Source organism: Marinilabilia salmonicolor, from assembly GCF_003003035.1.
In the GTDB taxonomy this organism is placed as follows: Bacteria; Bacteroidota; Bacteroidia; order Bacteroidales; family Marinilabiliaceae; genus Marinilabilia; species Marinilabilia salmonicolor_A.
Genome location: NZ_PVTS01000030.1, coordinates 1 through 18,429, shown reverse-complemented (window position 1 = coordinate 18,429; position 18,429 = coordinate 1). Strand labels below are relative to the sequence as shown.

Below are 18,429 nucleotides of genomic sequence, written 5' to 3'. Positions count from 1 at the left end.
TATGCCAACATCAAGGGAAAACTGGCAGAATTGGATGGCTGGCTGCGCAATCGCTTAAGATATTGCATTTGGCATCACTGGAAGAAGCTCGAACGGAAACGGAAAAACCTGATCCGTTTAGGTGTCCCTCCAAGAGATGCCTATGCATGGAGCCGGAGCAGGATGGGAGGTTGGGCCATTGCGCAAAGCCCAATATTGGGAACCACCATTACCAAAGCCCGTCTAATAAAGCGGGGATACATTCCTTTGGCTACAATGTTTAAGACAATTTCCAAAAATACGGAACTGAATCAACTGTTTCCCATGGTTTAAAGAACCGCCGTATACGAGACCCGTACGTACGGTGGTGTGAGAGGCTCTCCGCTAGGTCATTGACCTAGCGGCAGTCTACTCGATTATGTGCCGTTTTTCTTTTGTCGGTTGAACCAATTTTTCGGATTTAGGTAAGTTTTGTATTTGTCGATAATTTGTCGTCCAAGTAGAAGTCCGCCACACCAAAATAGCACTTCGCCAATAATTACAATAACAGTTGAAATTACAATTTTATTTTTGCCTGTTGTGTCAAGGAATGGCAATAAAAGTAACAACGCAAAAATTAGTGTTGATATAATTACCAACATTAATCCTAATTTGAATTTCCAATTTTGTTTTTCCATTTTATTTTCTTTCTGCTATAAAACTATTTGAGAAATGACAGTAATCACCTTTCAAATTATCCGAAATGCTTGTCGTTGTTGTAATTTGTCCAACTGGTAGAATAAAAATTGTGTTTTTGGTTACTTCGTAAGTGTCAATGCCTGCACTTTTTGTTATTGACCCCGAAGTAATAAGAATAAAATCGTTTACTGTTTTTCTGTGGGGAGGTAAAGGCAGTTTTAGTTTGTAAGTGTCTTTTGAAAGGTCGTGAAAATAAAAGTCGTTAAAGTGGGGTTTGTCCAACTGAAAATGGTCAATGTCTGCCATTAACAACTTCTTAAATGTGTCAGGTTTTAATGTTGGAATTTTCTCGGTCATTTCATTGTCTGGTAGTTCTAAAATGGCACATAACGTCCTTGTATCATCACCTGGTGCTGTTATATTTGCCTTGTCGATATTAAAGGTACACAATTTCTCCAACAAAGCGGGTGGATTGTGCACCTTTTTATGTTAATCAGGTTCCCATAGGTCGTCCAGAGGATTTTTTATTTTACTCAATTCACTGGTTGAAACGTGCGTGTATATTTCTGTTGTTTTGCTGGAAGAGTGACCAAGTAAACTCTGGATGTATCTTAAGTCAATTCCTTGTTCCAAAAGGTGAGTGGCAAAGGAGTGTCTTAGCATGTGCGGAGTAATCCTTCGTTTGATACCTGCTTTTTTTGCCGCTATGGAAAGGATTTTTCGAATACTTGAAGCACTATACTGGGTGCCGGGTTTTTGTCCCTCAAAAAGCCATACTGTGGGTCTGAATGTTTTGTAGTAGGCCCTTAGTTCCTTAAGCAGGTGTGGCGATAGGAGAGAATACCGGTCTTTTTTGCCTTTGGCATGTCGGATAATTATTTGATTTCTGTCGGCAAGAATATCCGAAAGTTTAAGATTGATCAATTCACTTCTGCGGAGTCCGGCAGAGTATATCATAGATAAAATACACCGGTGCTTCAGGTTGGAGCACTGTTTTATGATTGATATAACCTCTTGTTTACTAAAAACTTTTGGTAATGGTTTTTCGGTTCTTGGTCTTTCCAGGTAATAAGTGCTTTTTTCATGCCCCAGTACCTTTTCGTAATAAAACTTTATGGCATTGATTCTTTGATTTTGCTCGGTTCCGGATATTTTGTTCTTCTCTATAAGACCGAGCATGTAGCTGCTAATTTCCTCTTTCGTTATCTCCGAAAGTTGCTTATTCCTGAACGCATAGGAAAAATCCTTGATATAGGCAGTATAGGTTCTTATCGTATTTTCGCTGTACCGTTTCTGGTGGAGTAACTCCATGTATCCATCGGGGAGAGGTGTTGTTGCCCGGTGGGTATATCTGTTTTCTGTAGGTGTTTTATTGGGGGCATCTTGATTTTTTTCACTTAGCATCAGCTTGTAGTCAAGAAAGGCTAGAGGTTTAATCAAGGCAAAAGTGTGATTGAGATTGAACTGAATTTTTGGCTGATACCAACATTTTTTTGTGGCACTCCAACGAATTTCCGGCAGTTTACGGATGGTTTTAATCAGATTTTCGTTGTAATCGAACCGGAATAAGATTACTTCATTACCTCTATGCGTTGCCGGGATTAGTGATATGGTAGGTTTGGGATTCAAGATTAATTATTTTGTAATTGTAATAATGTAAATTTAGTTTTTCTGATTAATTATTCCAAATGGGTTAATTTGTTGAGTAGATTCCAAAAAAAAAAGAGGAACATCGCTTGGATGTTCCTCTTTTGAATTTTACTCAGGTTGCTTACCTGATTAATTCTTATTTCTTTCCGGGCTTCTTGCCTTTTGCTTTCTGCACTTGTTGCTGTTGCTTTTGCATGGCTTCAAGGCGTGCCTGGAACTTCGACTTCTTTGCTGGTTTTTTCTGGTTCGCTTTCAATTTTGCCAGAATGGCTTTTTCATCAACAAACTGACGAATCAGGAGAGTTTGTCCTACTGTAATCAGGGTAGAGACGAAATAATAATAACTCAGACCGGAAGCATACTGGTTGAAAAAGAATAGGAACATAATCGGCATCATATACATCATTCCTTTCATTCCCGGCATCTGGGCCGACGATTGTGTCATTTCCTGATTGATGCGTGTATAGAATATGTTGGTTGCCGCCATCAGCAGGGTAAATAAACTCACATGGTCTCCATAAAACGGAATCTCGAACGGTAAATCCCATATGCTGTCATAGGTTGACAAGTCAGTGGCCCACAAGAAACTTTCCTGACGCAACTCGATGGAACTGGGGAAAAACCGGAACATCGCAATCAGGATTGGCATCTGTAAAAGCATGGGTAAACACCCACCCATGGGATTTACTCCCGCTTTGCGATACAGTGCCATGGTGGCCTGCTGACGTTCCATGGCTTTATCTTTTGGAATGCGCTCATTAATCTCATCAATCTGTGGTTTCAATACCCTCATCTTGGCCGTTGACATATACGACTTGTAGGTGAGGGGAAACAGAACCAGCTTGATGAGGAGTGTCAGAATCAGGATAATGATACCGTAGCTTCCGATAAATCCTTCCAGGAAGTTAAAAACAGGGATTACTGCATACCGGTTGATCCAGCCAAAAATACCCCACCCAAGAGGAAGGATCTGATGAAGGTCAAGATCTTCATAAGCCTTAAGGGTGTAAAAGTGGTTGGGACCAAAAAAGAAACGCATCTGCGCTTCGTCGTTTTCTGAGAAATCGAAAGGGATGGCCGCCTCGGCCTGGTTGATACGCAAGATTGGATTGGTTTCATCCTCAATCACTGTTGTCTCCACAAACGCGCTGGCCATATTTTCATCTGATATCAGGATTGAGCTGAAAAACTGGTCTTTAAACGCAATCCATTTTACCGGTGTCCGCAAATCTTCACTGCTGCTGCTGTTGCCGGAAATATCATCTACATCGTTCTGGAAAAACTTGTAATAAATTCCTGAATACTGGGTTTCAAACTGTCTTCCTTTTTCCTGGGCAGGCATTTTCTGATACCATTCCAGGTCAAGTGCATTGCGTGGGACATCAAATTTGTTTCCAAGATTTTCTGCAGAGATATGGTGTTCAACCATGTTGGCATCATCCGTCAAACTGTATGTGAGAGACAGGTTTTCTCTGTCTGCACCCGAAATCTCAAAGCTAACTGAGTTTTCGCCCTGCTTCTTTACATCAAAATATAAATCATTGGTATGATAGATATTGGTGTTGTAAGTGAAATTGAACCCATATCGGTTGTCATTCCCTTCAAACAAAACCAAAGGACGACCGTCGTGTGTTTGATATTCTTTTAATTCTACGGAATAAATGCGACCACCGAGGTTCGATAAGGTAACTTTAATCTTTTCATTCTCAATTGTGGTAAATTGCTGTTCTCCTTTGATGTAGGGAGCCAAAATGCCGGCAGCCTGAATCCGGGCACTGTCTTTATTATTTTGTTGGGATTGCTGTTCCCCTGTAACATCCTCCGATTCAGCCTGAACATTTTTTTCTGCTTCCACAGCCCGGAGTTGCTCTACCCGGTTGATAGAATCCAGTTGGCGTTTCCGTTTTGCCAGATCTTCTTCCGATGGTTTATTCATCCACCAAAACAGAGCAAGGATGGCTGTAATAAGTAGAAGTCCTGTTATCGAATTTTTATCCATTATGCGTTATTATTTGTATTATATTTTTCTCTTTTGACAAAAGTTCCTTGAACCGTTGCCATTATTTTTTTATTAAACGATTGTAAATCACCTGGTTTTGCGGGTAATAAAGTTTGCTCCCAAACTCAGAACCTTCAACCCTTCTTTCCTTCCTCTTCATGCTCAATGGCTGCTTTTACAAATGCCAGAAACATGGGGTGAGGCTTAATGACTGTACTGCTATACTCGGGGTGGAACTGAACGCCAACAAACCATTTATTTTTTGGAATTTCAACAATCTCCACCAAGCCGGTATCGGGATTAATTCCGGCACTTATCATTCCGGCATCTTCAAATTGCTGCAGATACTCGTTGTTGAATTCGTAACGGTGACGGTGACGTTCATGGATCAAATCTTTCTGATAAGCCCTGGCCGAATTGGTATTGTTTTTCAACTCACACTCATAAGCTCCCAGACGCATTGTTCCTCCTTTATCAGTTATATTTTTCTGATCTTCCATGAGGTCAATCACCGGGTTGGGCGTGTTGTGATCCATCTCCCGTGAATTGGGCTTCTCCAGCTTCAGCACATTTTGTGAAAACTCAATAACTGCACATTGCATACCCAGACAAATACCAAAGAATGGCACATCTTTTTCCCGGGCATAACGAACTGCTAAAAGTTTCCCCTCTATTCCCCTGTGTCCAAATCCCGGGGCGACCAATATTCCATGAAGATCTTTTAAGGTGTTTTCAACGTTTTCCTGATTGATGTTTTCCGAATGAATCAGTCTGAGTTCAACTTTGCGGTCGTTGTACGTTCCCGCATGGTTCAGGGCTTCAATAATTGATTTGTAGGCATCAGCCAATTCCACATATTTTCCTACAAGACCAATTCTGATGGTTTTCTTTGCTGCTTTAAGTTTGCTAAGGAAATTCTTCCACTCTTTGAGCTCAGGCTTTCCTTCAATGGGGAGTTGCAATTTTTCCAGAATAATTTCATCCAATCCTTCTTCCTGCATTTTCACAGGGACTTCGTATATGGATGATACATCAATGGATTGAACCACAGCCCGACTGTCAACATTACAAAATAAGGCGACTTTTTTACGAATGTCACTCGACAGGTCATGTTCTGTTCGCAGTACCAACACATCTGGCTGAACTCCGATTTCCAACAGAGATTTTACAGAATGCTGTGTAGGTTTGGTCTTTAGTTCACCACTTGCAGCCAGATAGGGAACCAGTGTGAGGTGAATCACGGTAGCGCGGTGTCCCAGTTCCCACTTCAGCTGACGTACCGCTTCAATGTAGGGCAATGATTCAATATCGCCGACTGTACCCCCAATTTCTGTGATGACCACATCAAATTTGTGCTTACTGCCCAATAGCTTGATGTTGCGTTTAATTTCGTCGGTGATATGCGGAATTATCTGAACCGTTTTTCCCAGGTAGTCTCCTCGTCGCTCTTTGTTGATGACATTCTGATAGATACGTCCGGTGGTAACATTGTTCGCCTGTGAGGTGGGAACATTCAGAAATCGTTCATAATGCCCCAGATCCAGATCTGTTTCGGCACCATCTTCGGTAACATAACACTCCCCGTGTTCGTAGGGGTTAAGTGTTCCGGGATCTACATTCAGATATGGATCCAGCTTTTGAATGGTTACCCGGTAACCGCGGGCCTGAAGAAGTTTGGCCAGGGACGCCGAGATAATTCCTTTTCCTAATGAGGATGCAACACCTCCGGTTACAAAAACATAACGTGTATCGGGCACAATTCCACTATTTTAAGATTCAACGATCGTACTTTTTCAAAAATTAAAAGCACAAAGTTAGCAAAAAGTACCCGGAATTTGTGTGGATTAATTATAAAATGAGCTACACCGGTATATCATCCATCCTTCCTTTTTTGATTTTAATCCATTAAATTGAATGGTGCTCATCTGTTTTTGAAATTCAAAACCCCCAACCCCGAACTCAAAATCCTCACTTCTCGATCTCTTCAATCAGATCCAGCTTTTCGTTAAGCATTTTGATGGTTCGCTTGCCGTTTTCTATTTTGTTGCGGAAATCGCGCACCAGGGCCTCAGAACTTTTTGATTTTGCGAAAAAGCCAATGTTGTTTTCCCACAGGATGATGTCATTCTCCAGTTGCTTGAGTTTTCCTATAATTTTGTTGCGTTCCTGGTTAATCCGATCGTCAAACTGACCTTCGTTTTGCCAGTTTTCCAGTTTGTTTCTGAATTTCTGAATGGCCTTGTTGTTTTCATCCATATTCAGGTGGTCGAAACGGGCATTAATCAGATTTCTGAACTCCTGGTTTACACGATCTTTTTCTTTGATGGGGACGAAGCCAATCTCTGACCAGCGGCGTTGAAACTCCTGAAGGGTTGAAAAACTTTTTTCATTGTTTTCACCCGGCTCGTATTGTTTCAGTTCCTCTATCAGTTCTTCTTTTAGTTTCAAATTGTCTTCCTGGGCTTCATCTTTCTTACTGAAGAATTCCGACTTGCGGTTAAAGAAATGATCGCAGGCACCACGGAACTTTTTCCAGATGATATCCGAGTGTTTTCGGGGCACCGGGCCTGTCTCTTTCCACTTTTTCTGAATGCGAATCAGCTCATCGGTGGTGTTTTTCCAATCGGTGCTATCCTTCAGCGATTCGGCTTTCTCCACCAACTCATTTTTTATCTGAAGGTTGTTTTGTTGTTCGTCTTTGTACTGTTTGAAAAAATCACGTTTGTTGTCGAAGAATTTGTCACAGGCAGTCCGGAAACGCAGGTAGATCTCCTGATTGTCTTTTTTGGGTGCAAAACCAATGGTTTTCCATATTTTCTGGATTTCTATGATGGCTTTGCTGTTCTTCTCCCATTCTTTTGGCGACTTCAAATCTTGTTCCAGTAATGCTTCCACTTTTTCACAGAGCTCCTGCTTGGCTTCCAGATTTTTCTGAAGCTGTTCCTTCATGTTTTCATAATGCTCCTGATGCTTTTGGTTCAGCTTAACGGTGGTTTCATGAAAACGTTCCCAGAGTTCCTCTTTTTTCTCGCGAGGCACGGGGCCTGTTTCACGCCATTGATTGTGATATTTCTGAAGGATTTTAAATGCTTTGACGATGGATGGTTCCAAAAGGAGCTTTTCTGCTTTTTCGCAAAGTTCCAGTTTGGTCTCATAGTTCTTTTTTAAATCCAGGTCGCGGAGCTCTTTGTTTATTTTAATGTAGTTGTAGAAGTTCTCCACCTGAAGATGATAATTTTCCCACATATCGTGGACCTCCCCCTGGGGCACAGGACCTATTTCCCGCCATCGCTGTTGCAATGCTCTGAATTCGTCAAAGGTTTCGTGTAACGATTCCTGGCGATTGGCCAGCTCCTTAATGCCTTCTATTACCTCATATTTGGCGACAAGGTTCTGCTTCTTCTCTTCTTCTTTTCTTGTCCTTTCTTCGTCACGTTTTTTGCGGTATTGCTGAATAGCATTTTGCATATCATCCGAAAGATTGTCGTGCGGCGGTGTAAATGCCTCAGCCGGTTCTCCCGAGGCCACAAAATCTGCTTTTAGTTTAGCCAGTTCGGATGCACTTTTCCGCTCAAACTCCTTGCGGATGGTCTCAACATGATCTTTGATCACTCCGGTAGAGAAATTATTGAGCAATTCATGATATTTTTTAAGCAATTCTTCGCGTGTGAGAGTTCCATAATCCACCTCTTCCGGATGTTTGGATTTGTCTGAGGCTTCGGTCTCCTCTTCTTCTTTGTGTTCCTTATCTGAGGGGGCTTCTGCAACTTCTTCCTGCTCTTGGTTCACGGTGGATGCCTCCTCAGAACCGGAGGTTTCCTTTTCCGATGAATAATTTTCTTCCCTGGATTCTGTAGTATCCGAAGCCGGCATTGGTTTTTCCGGTTTCTTTTCCTGTTGATTCTCGGATTGTTCGGGCTTGATCTCTTTTTTCTCCATATTTTCAGATTGTACATCTGAATTCAAATTCATCTGCTCCTCAGATGATTTGTTTAGGTCGTTGGCTTCCATCTTTTTTTATTTTAAAGATGCGACAAAGCTTTTGGGCTCTTATCACTAAAATGTTTCTACGAATCTATCAAATATACTGCAAACCTCAAATATTTTTACATCAAAATGAGCTTTTTACACTGTCAGGGATGATTTATATAATCCTCCTGGCACTCTCATTATCGGTCGCGTCGCGAAATAATGAGAGAGGCAGGAGGAATACCTCAATCTGAAAAAAGTTTATTGTTTCACTTCTGCCTTTGAAACTTCCATTCTTTAATAACCAAACCCTCTACCAACTGCTGACTCCAAACTCCAAACCCCAAAACAATCTATAGCTTTTGCTATCTTTGCAAAAAAGATATTTTATGCGCATCGATATACTTACCTTGTTTCCTGCTATGTTTCAGGGACCATTCAGTGAATCTATCATTAAACGGGCTGTTGAAAAAGGGGCTGTGGAGATTTTTTTGCACGATATCCGTGACTACAGTACCGATAAGCACAAAAAGGTGGATGACTATCCGTTCGGCGGTGGTGCCGGGATGGTTATGCAGATAGACCCCATTGCCCGTGCCATTAATAAGCTAAGCGAGGAACGGACCTATGATCATATTCTTTTTATGACTCCTGACGGACGGCGTTTTGATCAGCAGGAGGCCAACAAACTCTCCCTGAGTGGCAACATCATTATTCTTTGTGGTCATTACAAAGGGGTGGATCACAGGGTACGGGAGCATTTTATTACCGGTGAGATTTCAGTGGGTGATTTCGTGCTCAGTGGCGGAGAACTGGCGGCTGCAGTGGTGGTGGATGCCGTAGTACGTGTGCTTCCCGGCGTTATTGGTGATGAAACTTCTGCGCTTACCGATTCTTTTCAGGACAATCTGCTGGCACCACCGGTCTATACCCGTCCTTCTGATTACAATGGATGGAAAGTGCCGGAAGTGTTGTTGTCAGGAAATGACAAGTTGATTGATGAATGGCGCGAACAACAAGCCTTTGAGCGTACCAGGAAATTGCGCCCCGATTTGCTGGATGATTAAACGCGTTGGAAGCACGGGGATATGGGCTTGGGGTATGGAGCAGAAAGCAAGGAGATTAGAGATGAGGGCTTCTTATACTCTGAAGCTGGATTTCTGGCATGACCATATATTTTTCAATTTATAGGTGGAGGTAATGATTGTTCGGTTTTTCTTTTTCATGGTGGACCAGTCCCGGCTAAGCGACAGTTTGGTAGAAATGATGTTGCAATGATTGGAAAAACCCCGGAAGGGGTGACGATTTCTTACTTTTCACTTCTGCCTGACAAACTTCTGCCTGCCTCATCCTATTTCAAACAAATCTCCCGATACACACAATACTCACAATTTTTCTCATGGGGCGTCTGACGAAACGGAATTTTTTCATCAAACAATTCATCCAGTAATTGTCCCAGTCCATCCTGGTATTCATCTTTGGCCAACCCCAGAGTTATCGGTGATTTTTGTTGTCTTCCCTGCTGCAGCCAGAGCGAAGTGTCCGTATCGGTAAAAAGTTTGCGCATCCAAACCACCCCCGGTTGAATCTGTTCAGGGGGAACTCCGCTGTTTTCAACCATCAGGGAATAAAGAAGAGTTTGGAAGGTTGCTTTATTTTTAGAGTGTTTGGTCGTGTCAAAAAGCTCTTCGAATTTCGAAATTTTATTATCACCCTGTCCGGTTTTGTAGTCAATCACCCTGGTGATACCCTCTTTTTCGTCCAGGCGGTCAATGTTTCCTCCCAGGCTGATGTTTTTGCCCGATGGAGTGGTGAAATTCATATGGATGTTGGTTTCCAGTCCTTTAATGGTAAACGGAGCGCTTTGTTTCTCATTTCGGAAAAAACCGGTAAGGTAGCGCATCAACACTTCGAAAACCAGACTGTTTTTTCCTTGTAAGTCCACGAAAACACTTTTATCCTGCCGGATAAAAGGTACATTCTTTGCAAATATCCGTTCCAGCGTTTTTGCGATTTTCTCAGGTTTGGCAATCTCGTTGATAATTTCGGGAGTAACAACCTGATTTAGGAATGGCTGATAAAGAGCTTCCACCGTTTGGTGAAACAGATTTCCGAAAATACGGGGATCCAGTTCTTCAGATATATCCTCCGCTTCTTTGGCCCCGGCAAGATATTTAAAATAAAACCGCAGCGGGCATTCTATATAGGTGCTCAGGGCACTTGGCGAAAGGGATCGGGTGCCCTCCTTTCGATATTCAGAAAGTTGTTGTTTTACTTCTTCATTTTTTTCCGAGAATATCTCAGGAGCTATCTTGGTGCCTACATTCTGTATGTATGTGTCATTTTGCACAATACCCGGGTATTCGTAATAGAGCTGATGCAGAAAACGGCTCATCTCTCCAGCTTGTCCCTTGGCGTCGGAAGAGGCCCATGCCAGGGTGACATTTTTGGCCCGGTGTATCAGACGGTAGAAATAATAGGCAAAAATAGAATCCTGATTGTCAATGGTGGGTAGTCCGAAGCCTTTACGCAAATTGTATGGGATAAAGCTGTTGGGAGGAGCGGTGTGTGGAAATATTCCTTCGTTCATACTCAGAATCACCAGATTATCGAAATCGAGTACCCTTGTTTCCAGTATCCCCATTACCTGAAGGCCGCTCAAGGGCTCCCCTCTAAAGGGAACTGTTTGAAAATCTGCCAGTTTTCGGAACAGGCGGTGCCAGGTTTCCGGAGTTACCTTTTCTGTTTGAGCCGATAATATTTCGCCCAGTCGTTTGATGGTCAGATACAGATGATATACAAATTCCCTTTCCAGTGCGGTTTCGGGATTTTTTTTCAAATGCTGATAAACCATTTGGAGGACATTTTTCAGATATTCGGTAAGATCCTCAGTGGTGTTGGTTTTTTTCAGCAACCGATCTGTTAATTCGTGTGGAGGGATATTGCTTTTTTCGATAAAGACCTGGTTGGCAGCGATTAATTTGTTGACAAGTTGTCGGCCTTCTTTGCCCATGATGGTGGTGATGTATTGGTGGCGCAGCAGTCCGAGCAGGTGGCGGTGATAAAACCAGGTCTTACCTTGCCGGGTGGTTCGCATGGATTGCTGAAGTGTCATGAGCGTTTCCACCAAACCATAAGCCGGAGTGTTTTTTAGCGGATATCCCAGGGTGACATTGATTTTGTCCCAGGTTTCCGGAATGGCATGTATGGCAGGAAGCATCAGTGCCTCATCGGCCAAAACGAGGGCGGTTTTTGCCTGGGGGGCATCTTCTGCCGTCGGGTTGGGATTGTTTTGAACCGTTATCTTTTTCAAAAATTCTGCAGCTATCTGGGTTTGTCCGAGATCATTGGCTGCCGTGGCGATTGTAATTTTTTCAGGCCCTTCATGCTGCGGATTATCCCAGTCGGCAGGCATGGGGAAGTCCAGGATGTTGTTTTTGATAAACCGGGCTGCCTCGTGTTCACCTCTGATTAAGCCCTGATCCGAAGATTGCACCGGAGCTTCCATAATCCATTGGGGGTAATCCCAGAAGAATGCTGCTGTTCCTTTTATTTTAAGGTAGTTGAGCAGTCTTTTTTCACAGTTGTTAAGTGCATTCAGTCCGGCAAAAACAATGTGCTTATACGGAACCTCCCCAACAGTTTTGTCCTGTATTTTTTGTGCAGTCAATCGGAACATTTTTCCTTCATAGGCCTCGTTGTCCCGGTCGAGTCGTTCGTTGAAATGACGGTAAAGTTCAGGCATCTTTTCCCAAACTTCCAAAAAAGATTTTTGAAGGCGTGATAACTTTTCCGGGTCAAAAGAACTCCAGAAAGTACGGATGGCTTCCACCTGATCGTCATCCAGGTGACTAAAATCGTCATCCAACGCTTTTTGATCCGCCAGATTCCTGAATAGTTGTTCGGGGTCCGCCAGATACTTATCAATGTCATCAAAATCGGCCAGACACATTTCTCCCCAGGGAATAAAATCATCCAGTGCAATATCTTTATCCATTACCTCCCTGTAAGAATCATAAAGTTTAAAGATGAGGCTGATGTTATCGCTCACAGGACGTGGTTCTAGCTTTCCGAACAAATCGTTGATGGTTATTATCTCGGGAGAAAAAACCGGCTTGGGAGTTTTGTCATTCAGGTACTGACGAAAAAAAACGCCTGCCCGCCGACTGGGAAAAACAAAACAAAACTCAGATATATCTGTTAAATATTTTTGAAGGTGATAATCGGCCAGTTGTTCCAGAAAAAATCGCATATTTATCGATGTCTTTTTATGATTTGTGTAACAATCAGGATAAACCTGATAAAAAGGCTTGGGTTATTATCATCAAAGATAAATGATTATTGGCTGATTTTAACTATTAGTTCCCGTCAATAAAGTCAGGGAAAATTATAATAGGAACTGTGTCTGTTCAGAAAGTGCCAGTTACAAGGCTTGCGACCGCGTGCCGCCTAAAGCTTTAGCGGTGGCGCAAGTCCGAAAATACGGAGTTTACTTTTCGTAAATGAGTACTTTTCGGACAAGCGTAACGCAGTAAATGGTACTTTATGGACAGACACTATTAAGCATTAAATCTTAATCGGAAGATTAACAGTAAAACGCCATACAAACAGGAATTATGGACTCATTTTCGTTTGTCGGAAACAGCGACATTGAAGCGATAGAAAAACTCTACAAAGATTATCAACAAAACCCTGACTCTGTGGATGCAGGAATGCGTGATTTTTTCAGAGGTTTTGACTTTGCCCGGATGAGGTATGAAGAAGCCGTCCCGGGTCAGGTAAGCAAAGAATTTAATGTAATAAATCTTATACACGGGTATCGTCAGCGGGGCCACCTGTTTACGGCAACCAACCCGGTTCGCTCCCGGCGAAAATATTTTCCTACGCTGGATGTGGAGAATTTCGGACTTGTGGAAGAAGATCTGGAAACAGTTTTTCAGGCCGGAAATGATATCGGACTTGGAGCTGTTCCACTGAAGAATATTATTGAGCATTTAAAACAAACTTATTGTGGATCTGTGGGGGTTGAGTACCTCTATATTCGTCATCCCGAAATGGTGTCATGGTTAAAAACGAGGATGGAAGAGGTGCGCAACACCCCCTCATTCACAAAAGAAAAGAAGCTGAGGATATACAACCGGCTGAAAGAAGCTGTGGGTTTTGAGAATTTTATTCATCGAAAATTTGTTGGCCAGAAAAGATTTTCTCTCGAAGGGGGGGAAGTGCTGATTCCCGGGCTAGATGCTCTGGTGGAAAAGGGTGCAGAACTGGGTATTCGTGAGGTGATGATTGGTATGGCTCACCGTGGGCGTTTAAATGTGCTGAGCAATATTCTTAAAAAACCCGTTCGGGATATTTTTAATGAATTTAATGGTGATCAATATGATGAAAGTATCTCTTTGGGTGATGTGAAATATCACCTGGGGTACGATAGCGAGGTGGATACCCTTTCCGGAAATCCGGTAAAGGTAAATCTTCTGCCGAATCCCTCTCACCTGGAGGCGGTTACTCCTGTTGTGGAAGGTCTTACAAGGTCGAGAGCGGAACATGCCTACAATAAAGATTTTAGTAAGGTGATTCCTGTTGTCATTCATGGCGATTCCGCTATTGCCGGCCAGGGAGTGGTTTATGAGGTGGTGCAGATGGCCCGCCTGAATGGTTATTCCACAGGGGGATCCATTCACATTGTCATTAACAATCAGGTGGGATTTACCACCAATTATCTTGATGCCCGTTCCAGTACCTACAGTACCGATGTGGGAAAAGTGACCCGAAGTCCGGTATTTCACGTAAACGGAGATGATGCCGAGGCCATTGTTTATGCTTTGGAGCTGGCAGTTGAGTATCGTCAGACTTTTCATGCCGATGTGTTTTTGGATATCCTTTCTTATCGCAAACACGGGCACAACGAAGGCGATGAGCCTCGTTTTACACAGCCAACACTTTACCAGGCAATAGCGTCCCACCCCAATCCGCATGATATTTATGCTCAAAAACTGCAAAAAGAGAAGGTACTGAGTAAAAAGGATATTGCCACTCTTCAAAAAGAGTACAACGATGCTTTGGAGTCGGAATTGGTAGAATCGCAAAAGACAGATGTGGTGCATATTCGCCATTTTCTGAAAGATTTATGGAAAGAATTTCGATACGCAGAGAAAAAGGATTTTGAGCAATCACCGGATACCGGAGTTGAGAAGAATCTTTTGCTGAAACTTGCAGAGGAGATCAATCACTTGCCCGAAGATGTTAAATTTTTCAGGAAGCTTGAAAAACTGGTGGCCGATCGAAAACAGATGGTAAAGGAAGACCGGCTCGATTGGGCATTGGGTGAATTGCTGGCTTATGCAACTTTGCTCCACGAGGGCCATCCTGTCAGGGTCAGTGGTCAGGACTCCGTCAGGGGTACTTTTGCCCACCGTCATGCCGGATTTACAGTGGAGGATATGGCAGAATCGTATTTCCCATTGCAACACCTGTCTGAGGATCAACCATCTTTTGATATTTACAACTCACCACTAAACGAATATGGAGTGTTGGGGTTTGAATACGGCTTCTCTTTGGGCGTCCCAAATGGTTTGACGATTTGGGAAGCGCAATTTGGAGACTTCTTTAATGTGGGACAGGTTGTGGTGGACCAGTTTGTGAGCTCTGCAGAGGAAAAATGGGGCCTTATGAATGGGTTGGTGATGCTTTTGCCACATGGTTTTGAGGGGCAGGGGCCTGAACATTCCAGTGCACGTATTGAAAGGTTCCTGAATCAGGCGGCCAATAACAATATGCAGGTACTGAATTGTACCACTCCGGCCAATTTCTTCCATGCTTTAAGACGTCAGCTTAAGCGTGATTTCCGTATTCCCATGGTGGTGTTTACCCCTAAAAGTCTGTTGAGACATCCCAAATGTGTTTCTAAATTGGATGATCTGGCCTCCGGAGGTTTTAAGGAAATTATTGATGATGAAAATACCGACCGTGAGTCTGTAAAACGTATTGTTTTCTGTTCCGGGAAGATATATTATGATTTACTGGCCCGGAAAGAGGAACTGAATGCCCGCGATGTTGCAATTATCAGAGTGGAGCAGCTGCATCCGTTTCCAAAAAATCAAATTTTGGAGCTCCTCAAAACATATCCCAATGCACTTTTAAATCTGTGGGTGCAGGAAGAGCCTGAAAATATGGGCCCCTGGTACTATGTAGAGAATCAGATTCCCGAGTTGAAGCTAGTACCTGTGGCCCGATTGGCCAGCGCAAGTCCTGCTACCGGACTTAATGGTCTGCATGTGGTGGGGCAGAAGGAAATCATCGGGAAAGTATTTAAAAAATGCCATTGTGCATTGAAAAACGATTATTGCGGACTCCAGTGTGTTGAAGGAAAATCACGTGCTGAGATTCTTAAGCAGCATAAGTATTTTGAGTCCCCTCAGCGTTTTTCAATATAGATCAATTCAGGTTGAAACAGGAAACCACTAATCAATAATATTATGATTGATATAAAAATACCGAGTCCCGGAGAATCCATTACAGAAGTGGAACTGGCCACGTGGCTCGTTTCAGACGGTGATTTGGTCCACAAGGATCAGGATTTGGCAGAGATTGAATCAGACAAGGCTACCCTGATGCTTAATGCCACCGAGAGTGGGAAAATTTCTATTGAAGTTGAAGCCGGAACTACCGTTTCGGTGGGTGAGGTGGCTTGTCGCATCGACACTTCCGTAGAGGTGCCTGATGATACTGACCAGACCGAGGCAGATGCTTCCGGTGATGATGAGGTTGAGGATGAAGAAGAGAAGTCAGAGGCACCGGAGAAGAAGGAGGAGACTGTTCGGCAAAAGCCTGAAAAGCAGTTGGATGATAAAGTGCCACAAAATGATAAGGTGCGCTCGACCCCGCTGGCCCGTGAGAAAATGAAAGTGGCCGGATTATCCGTTGATGATATTGTTGCCGGTTTGAAGAAACTTTCAGCCTCTGATGTTGATGCTGTAATAGAGGGTGTATCGGCATCTCCTGCTACCTCTTCAGATCAGGAAATTGATAGAAGCGAACAACGTGAGAAGATGAGCCAGTTGCGCCGGAAATTGAGCCAGCGGCTGGTGAGTGTGAAAAATGAGACCGCCATGCTCACCACTTTTAACGAGGTGGATATGTCGGCCATAATGAAAACCCGAAAGCAATATCAAAATCAGTTTGTCGATAAGCATGGAGTAAAACTGGGATTCATGTCTTTTTTCATGAAAGCTTCGGCTCTGGCTCTGAAGATGAGGCCCAAGGTGAATAGCATGATCGATAAGGAGGAGATTGTCACTCCACAGTATGTGGATATCTCAGTGGCTGTGCAAACCCCAAAAGGACTGATGGTTCCGGTTATCAGAAATGTGGATAAACTTTCGCTTGCAGACATTGAGTTAGAGCTTAAAAAGCTTGCGGAAAAGGCACGTTCGGGTAAAATTTCTCTTGAAGAGATGAGTGGAGGTACTTTTACTATTACCAATGGTGGGGTTTTTGGTTCCATGTTGTCCACTCCTTTAATTAATCCGCCTCAATCGGCCATTCTCGGAATGCACAATATTGTGGAGCGCCCCGTGGCAGTTGACGGAAAAGTTGAGGTTAGGCCGATAATGTATATCGCTCTGAGTTACGATCACCGACTTATTGACGGAAAAGATTCGGTGGGTTTCCTGATGGACGTAAAGAAAATGCTTGAAAAACCTGAAGCATTTCTTTCCGGAGGGAATGATCCCCTGAAAGCGGTGCTCGAACTTTGAAGAAAATAAATATCCCCAAAGATCAGGCGCTTTTTTAGTGATATGAGCTCCGCGGTCTTTGGGGATATTTTTTTAACTACGGTTTATTAACGACTACTGCCTATAAACTACCGACTACAACCTCGTTATCGAATCCGGTTTAGTGATCTCACCAATGCTTCATCTTTCCCAATTCCCCGCAAAGCCAGATAAGTAAACACAATGGCTATCAGTGGCATTACCAAAGGCCAGTTAAAAGATACTTCAGCAGCGCCCAGCTCTTTGGCCCCACTTTGGGCCAGATAATAAATCATCCCTGATAACCCTAACTGAAGTCCCATACTTACAGCGCACAAACGAATTTGTATCATCCGTTTCTTAAAGAGAAAAATGGTTATCAATGAGACTGCTGTAGTCAAAACTGTCAGAATGGTTAATGCCCATCCGGGAATCATCATCTGCATCGAACCATCGGCCTCCACCTGGAAAATCCCCTGCCAGTTGAGACGATAAAGATCTTTCATGTCAGCCATTTCTGCCATTGGGAAAAAGAACAGGCTGCCCGTCAGTACTGCTGCTATCAGCAGGTAAACACTTTGAATTCTTTGTATCATTGATTTATTGTTTTTTGCAAAAGTAAAAATATTTGCGGTAACAGAAGAGAGTCTTAATCTGGTTCTTGACTTTTTCATTCAAACTGCATAATTTGCATCCCTGTTAGCCGGAAAGGGCCCCGGCAACAAACCTTAAATTCTAACTCAACTCTTCGTTATGTCAGAAATTTCCAATAATCCGGAGGTTTTCTCCATTTATTTTATCCTCAAGAACGACTACAGTACCTCTACTTCTCCGTAGTGCTTCGGGTGCTTTTTTTGCTTTTACAAATTTATTCTCCATCAGTTTATTGAGCGCAAGGGGTTGTTTGTGAGCAGTAAGTGGCATTGTTCTGTGCTTTTACTCTCTTTTATTTTTTGTAAGGCACTTAATATGTGTTATTTACGTGGCCTTGTTGGTGGGTTTGGTTTGTCAGTATTAGGCTTGACTACTTACTACTGACTACAAACTATTGACTATTTAGTCTATTGAATTATTTCGCTTGTTAATATTTACCGAAAACTCTAAACTCATACTTCAATGAATTCATCAGAACTTAACAACGTCCAGGTGGATGTTATCGTGGACGGTCAAAAATGTGACTACACCGAAATGCAACTCCATCAGACGATGAGCGGACACCATACTTTTCAGGTGGTGGTAAACTACCGTCCCGGTAAACCTACGGTATGGACTGAGACACCCGAAACAATATACGATCAGCTTTGAAAAAACCTTGGCATCAGGATGAAACATCGCCAAAGTGGCGAAACCAACGATTTTCGTGGCATCATCACCGATATTGAAGTGGTGGGGAAGGAT

The 18,429-nt window shown here is 43.0% G+C and carries 13 protein-coding genes and 1 pseudogene; 5 read left to right on the top strand and 9 right to left on the bottom strand.

The features are described from left to right. Positions 1 to 312 (top strand): annotated as a pseudogene (locus BY457_RS18410) (group II intron reverse transcriptase/maturase); the annotation flags it as partial. Positions 313 to 395: 83 nt separating this feature from the next. Here BY457_RS18410 and BY457_RS18405 read toward each other — a convergent pair. The 6 genes from BY457_RS18405 to BY457_RS18380 form a co-directional block, all read right to left on the bottom strand. Beyond that, on the bottom strand, positions 396 to 656 hold the full coding sequence (locus tag BY457_RS18405; RefSeq protein WP_106154798.1) for a transporter suffix domain-containing protein: 261 nt from the start codon (positions 654 to 656) through the stop codon (positions 396 to 398). Between the two features lies 1 nt (position 657). After that, positions 658 to 1,137 carry a hypothetical protein gene (locus BY457_RS18400; RefSeq protein WP_106154797.1) on the bottom strand — a complete coding sequence of 160 codons (480 nt, stop codon included), beginning with the start codon at positions 1,135 to 1,137 and terminating at the stop codon, positions 658 to 660. A gap of 9 nt (positions 1,138 to 1,146) precedes the next feature. Next, positions 1,147 to 2,286: a site-specific tyrosine recombinase/integron integrase gene (gene xerA / locus BY457_RS18395; protein WP_106154796.1), complete on the bottom strand. Its 1,140-nt coding sequence runs from the start codon at positions 2,284 to 2,286 to the stop codon at positions 1,147 to 1,149. Between the two features lie 157 nt (positions 2,287 to 2,443). Further along, positions 2,444 to 4,306 carry a membrane protein insertase YidC gene (gene yidC, locus BY457_RS18390; RefSeq protein WP_106154795.1) on the bottom strand — a complete coding sequence of 621 codons (1,863 nt, stop codon included), beginning with the start codon at positions 4,304 to 4,306 and terminating at the stop codon, positions 2,444 to 2,446. 134 nt (positions 4,307 to 4,440) lie between these two features. Next, on the bottom strand, positions 4,441 to 6,063 hold the full coding sequence (locus tag BY457_RS18385) for a CTP synthase (RefSeq protein WP_106154794.1): 1,623 nt from the start codon (positions 6,061 to 6,063) through the stop codon (positions 4,441 to 4,443). A gap of 211 nt (positions 6,064 to 6,274) precedes the next feature. Next, entirely contained in the window at positions 6,275 to 8,317 is a 2,043-nt protein-coding gene (locus BY457_RS18380) for a DUF349 domain-containing protein (RefSeq protein ID WP_106154793.1), read from the bottom strand. Positions 8,318 to 8,664: 347 nt separating this feature from the next. On the opposite strand from BY457_RS18380, the gene trmD reads away from it, so the two are divergent. After that, entirely contained in the window at positions 8,665 to 9,342 is a 678-nt protein-coding gene (gene trmD / locus BY457_RS18375; protein ID WP_106154792.1) for a tRNA (guanosine(37)-N1)-methyltransferase TrmD, read from the top strand. 284 nt (positions 9,343 to 9,626) lie between these two features. Here trmD and BY457_RS18370 read toward each other — a convergent pair whose 3' ends face one another. Next, positions 9,627 to 12,527 (bottom strand): PD-(D/E)XK nuclease family protein, encoded by a 2,901-nt coding sequence (locus BY457_RS18370; protein ID WP_106154791.1) that lies wholly within the window; start codon positions 12,525 to 12,527, stop codon positions 9,627 to 9,629. A gap of 364 nt (positions 12,528 to 12,891) precedes the next feature. On the opposite strand from BY457_RS18370, the gene BY457_RS18365 reads away from it, so the two are divergent. Together BY457_RS18365 and odhB are read left to right on the top strand one after the other, a co-directional pair. After that, positions 12,892 to 15,711: a 2-oxoglutarate dehydrogenase E1 component gene (locus tag BY457_RS18365; protein WP_106154790.1), complete on the top strand. Its 2,820-nt coding sequence runs from the start codon at positions 12,892 to 12,894 to the stop codon at positions 15,709 to 15,711. 42 nt (positions 15,712 to 15,753) lie between these two features. Next, on the top strand, positions 15,754 to 17,034 hold the full coding sequence (odhB, locus tag BY457_RS18360; RefSeq protein WP_181256536.1) for a 2-oxoglutarate dehydrogenase complex dihydrolipoyllysine-residue succinyltransferase: 1,281 nt from the start codon (positions 15,754 to 15,756) through the stop codon (positions 17,032 to 17,034). Positions 17,035 to 17,159: 125 nt separating this feature from the next. Here the strand turns inward: odhB and BY457_RS18355 are convergent, their stop codons facing one another. Together BY457_RS18355 and BY457_RS19110 are read right to left on the bottom strand one after the other, a co-directional pair. Further along, the gene (locus BY457_RS18355; RefSeq protein WP_106154788.1) at positions 17,160 to 17,627 is read right to left on the bottom strand and encodes a DUF4293 domain-containing protein; all 468 of its coding nucleotides are present in this window, start codon (positions 17,625 to 17,627) and stop codon (positions 17,160 to 17,162) included. A 160-nt stretch (positions 17,628 to 17,787) separates the two neighbouring features. Then, positions 17,788 to 17,955 carry a hypothetical protein gene (locus BY457_RS19110; RefSeq protein ID WP_181256535.1) on the bottom strand — a complete coding sequence of 56 codons (168 nt, stop codon included), beginning with the start codon at positions 17,953 to 17,955 and terminating at the stop codon, positions 17,788 to 17,790. 192 nt (positions 17,956 to 18,147) lie between these two features. On the opposite strand from BY457_RS19110, the gene BY457_RS18930 reads away from it, so the two are divergent. Further along, on the top strand, positions 18,148 to 18,336 hold the full coding sequence (locus BY457_RS18930; protein WP_114438040.1) for a hypothetical protein: 189 nt from the start codon (positions 18,148 to 18,150) through the stop codon (positions 18,334 to 18,336). Positions 18,337 to 18,429: the final 93 nt, after the last annotated feature.

Coding starts and splice junctions, on each gene's coding strand:
- BY457_RS18405 (WP_106154798.1), bottom strand. CDS start 656: ATGGAAAAACAAAATTGGAAATTCAAATTAGGATTAATGTTGGTAATT.
- yidC (WP_106154795.1), bottom strand. CDS start 4,306: ATGGATAAAAATTCGATAACAGGACTTCTACTTATTACAGCCATCCTT.
- BY457_RS18380 (WP_106154793.1), bottom strand. CDS start 8,317: ATGGAAGCCAACGACCTAAACAAATCATCTGAGGAGCAGATGAATTTG.
- trmD (WP_106154792.1), top strand. CDS start 8,665: ATGCGCATCGATATACTTACCTTGTTTCCTGCTATGTTTCAGGGACCA.
- BY457_RS18370 (WP_106154791.1), bottom strand. CDS start 12,527: ATGCGATTTTTTCTGGAACAACTGGCCGATTATCACCTTCAAAAATAT.
- BY457_RS18365 (WP_106154790.1), top strand. CDS start 12,892: ATGGACTCATTTTCGTTTGTCGGAAACAGCGACATTGAAGCGATAGAA.
- odhB (WP_181256536.1), top strand. CDS start 15,754: ATGATTGATATAAAAATACCGAGTCCCGGAGAATCCATTACAGAAGTG.
- BY457_RS18355 (WP_106154788.1), bottom strand. CDS start 17,627: ATGATACAAAGAATTCAAAGTGTTTACCTGCTGATAGCAGCAGTACTG.
- BY457_RS19110 (WP_181256535.1), bottom strand. CDS start 17,955: ATGCCACTTACTGCTCACAAACAACCCCTTGCGCTCAATAAACTGATG.
- BY457_RS18930 (WP_114438040.1), top strand. CDS start 18,148: ATGAATTCATCAGAACTTAACAACGTCCAGGTGGATGTTATCGTGGAC.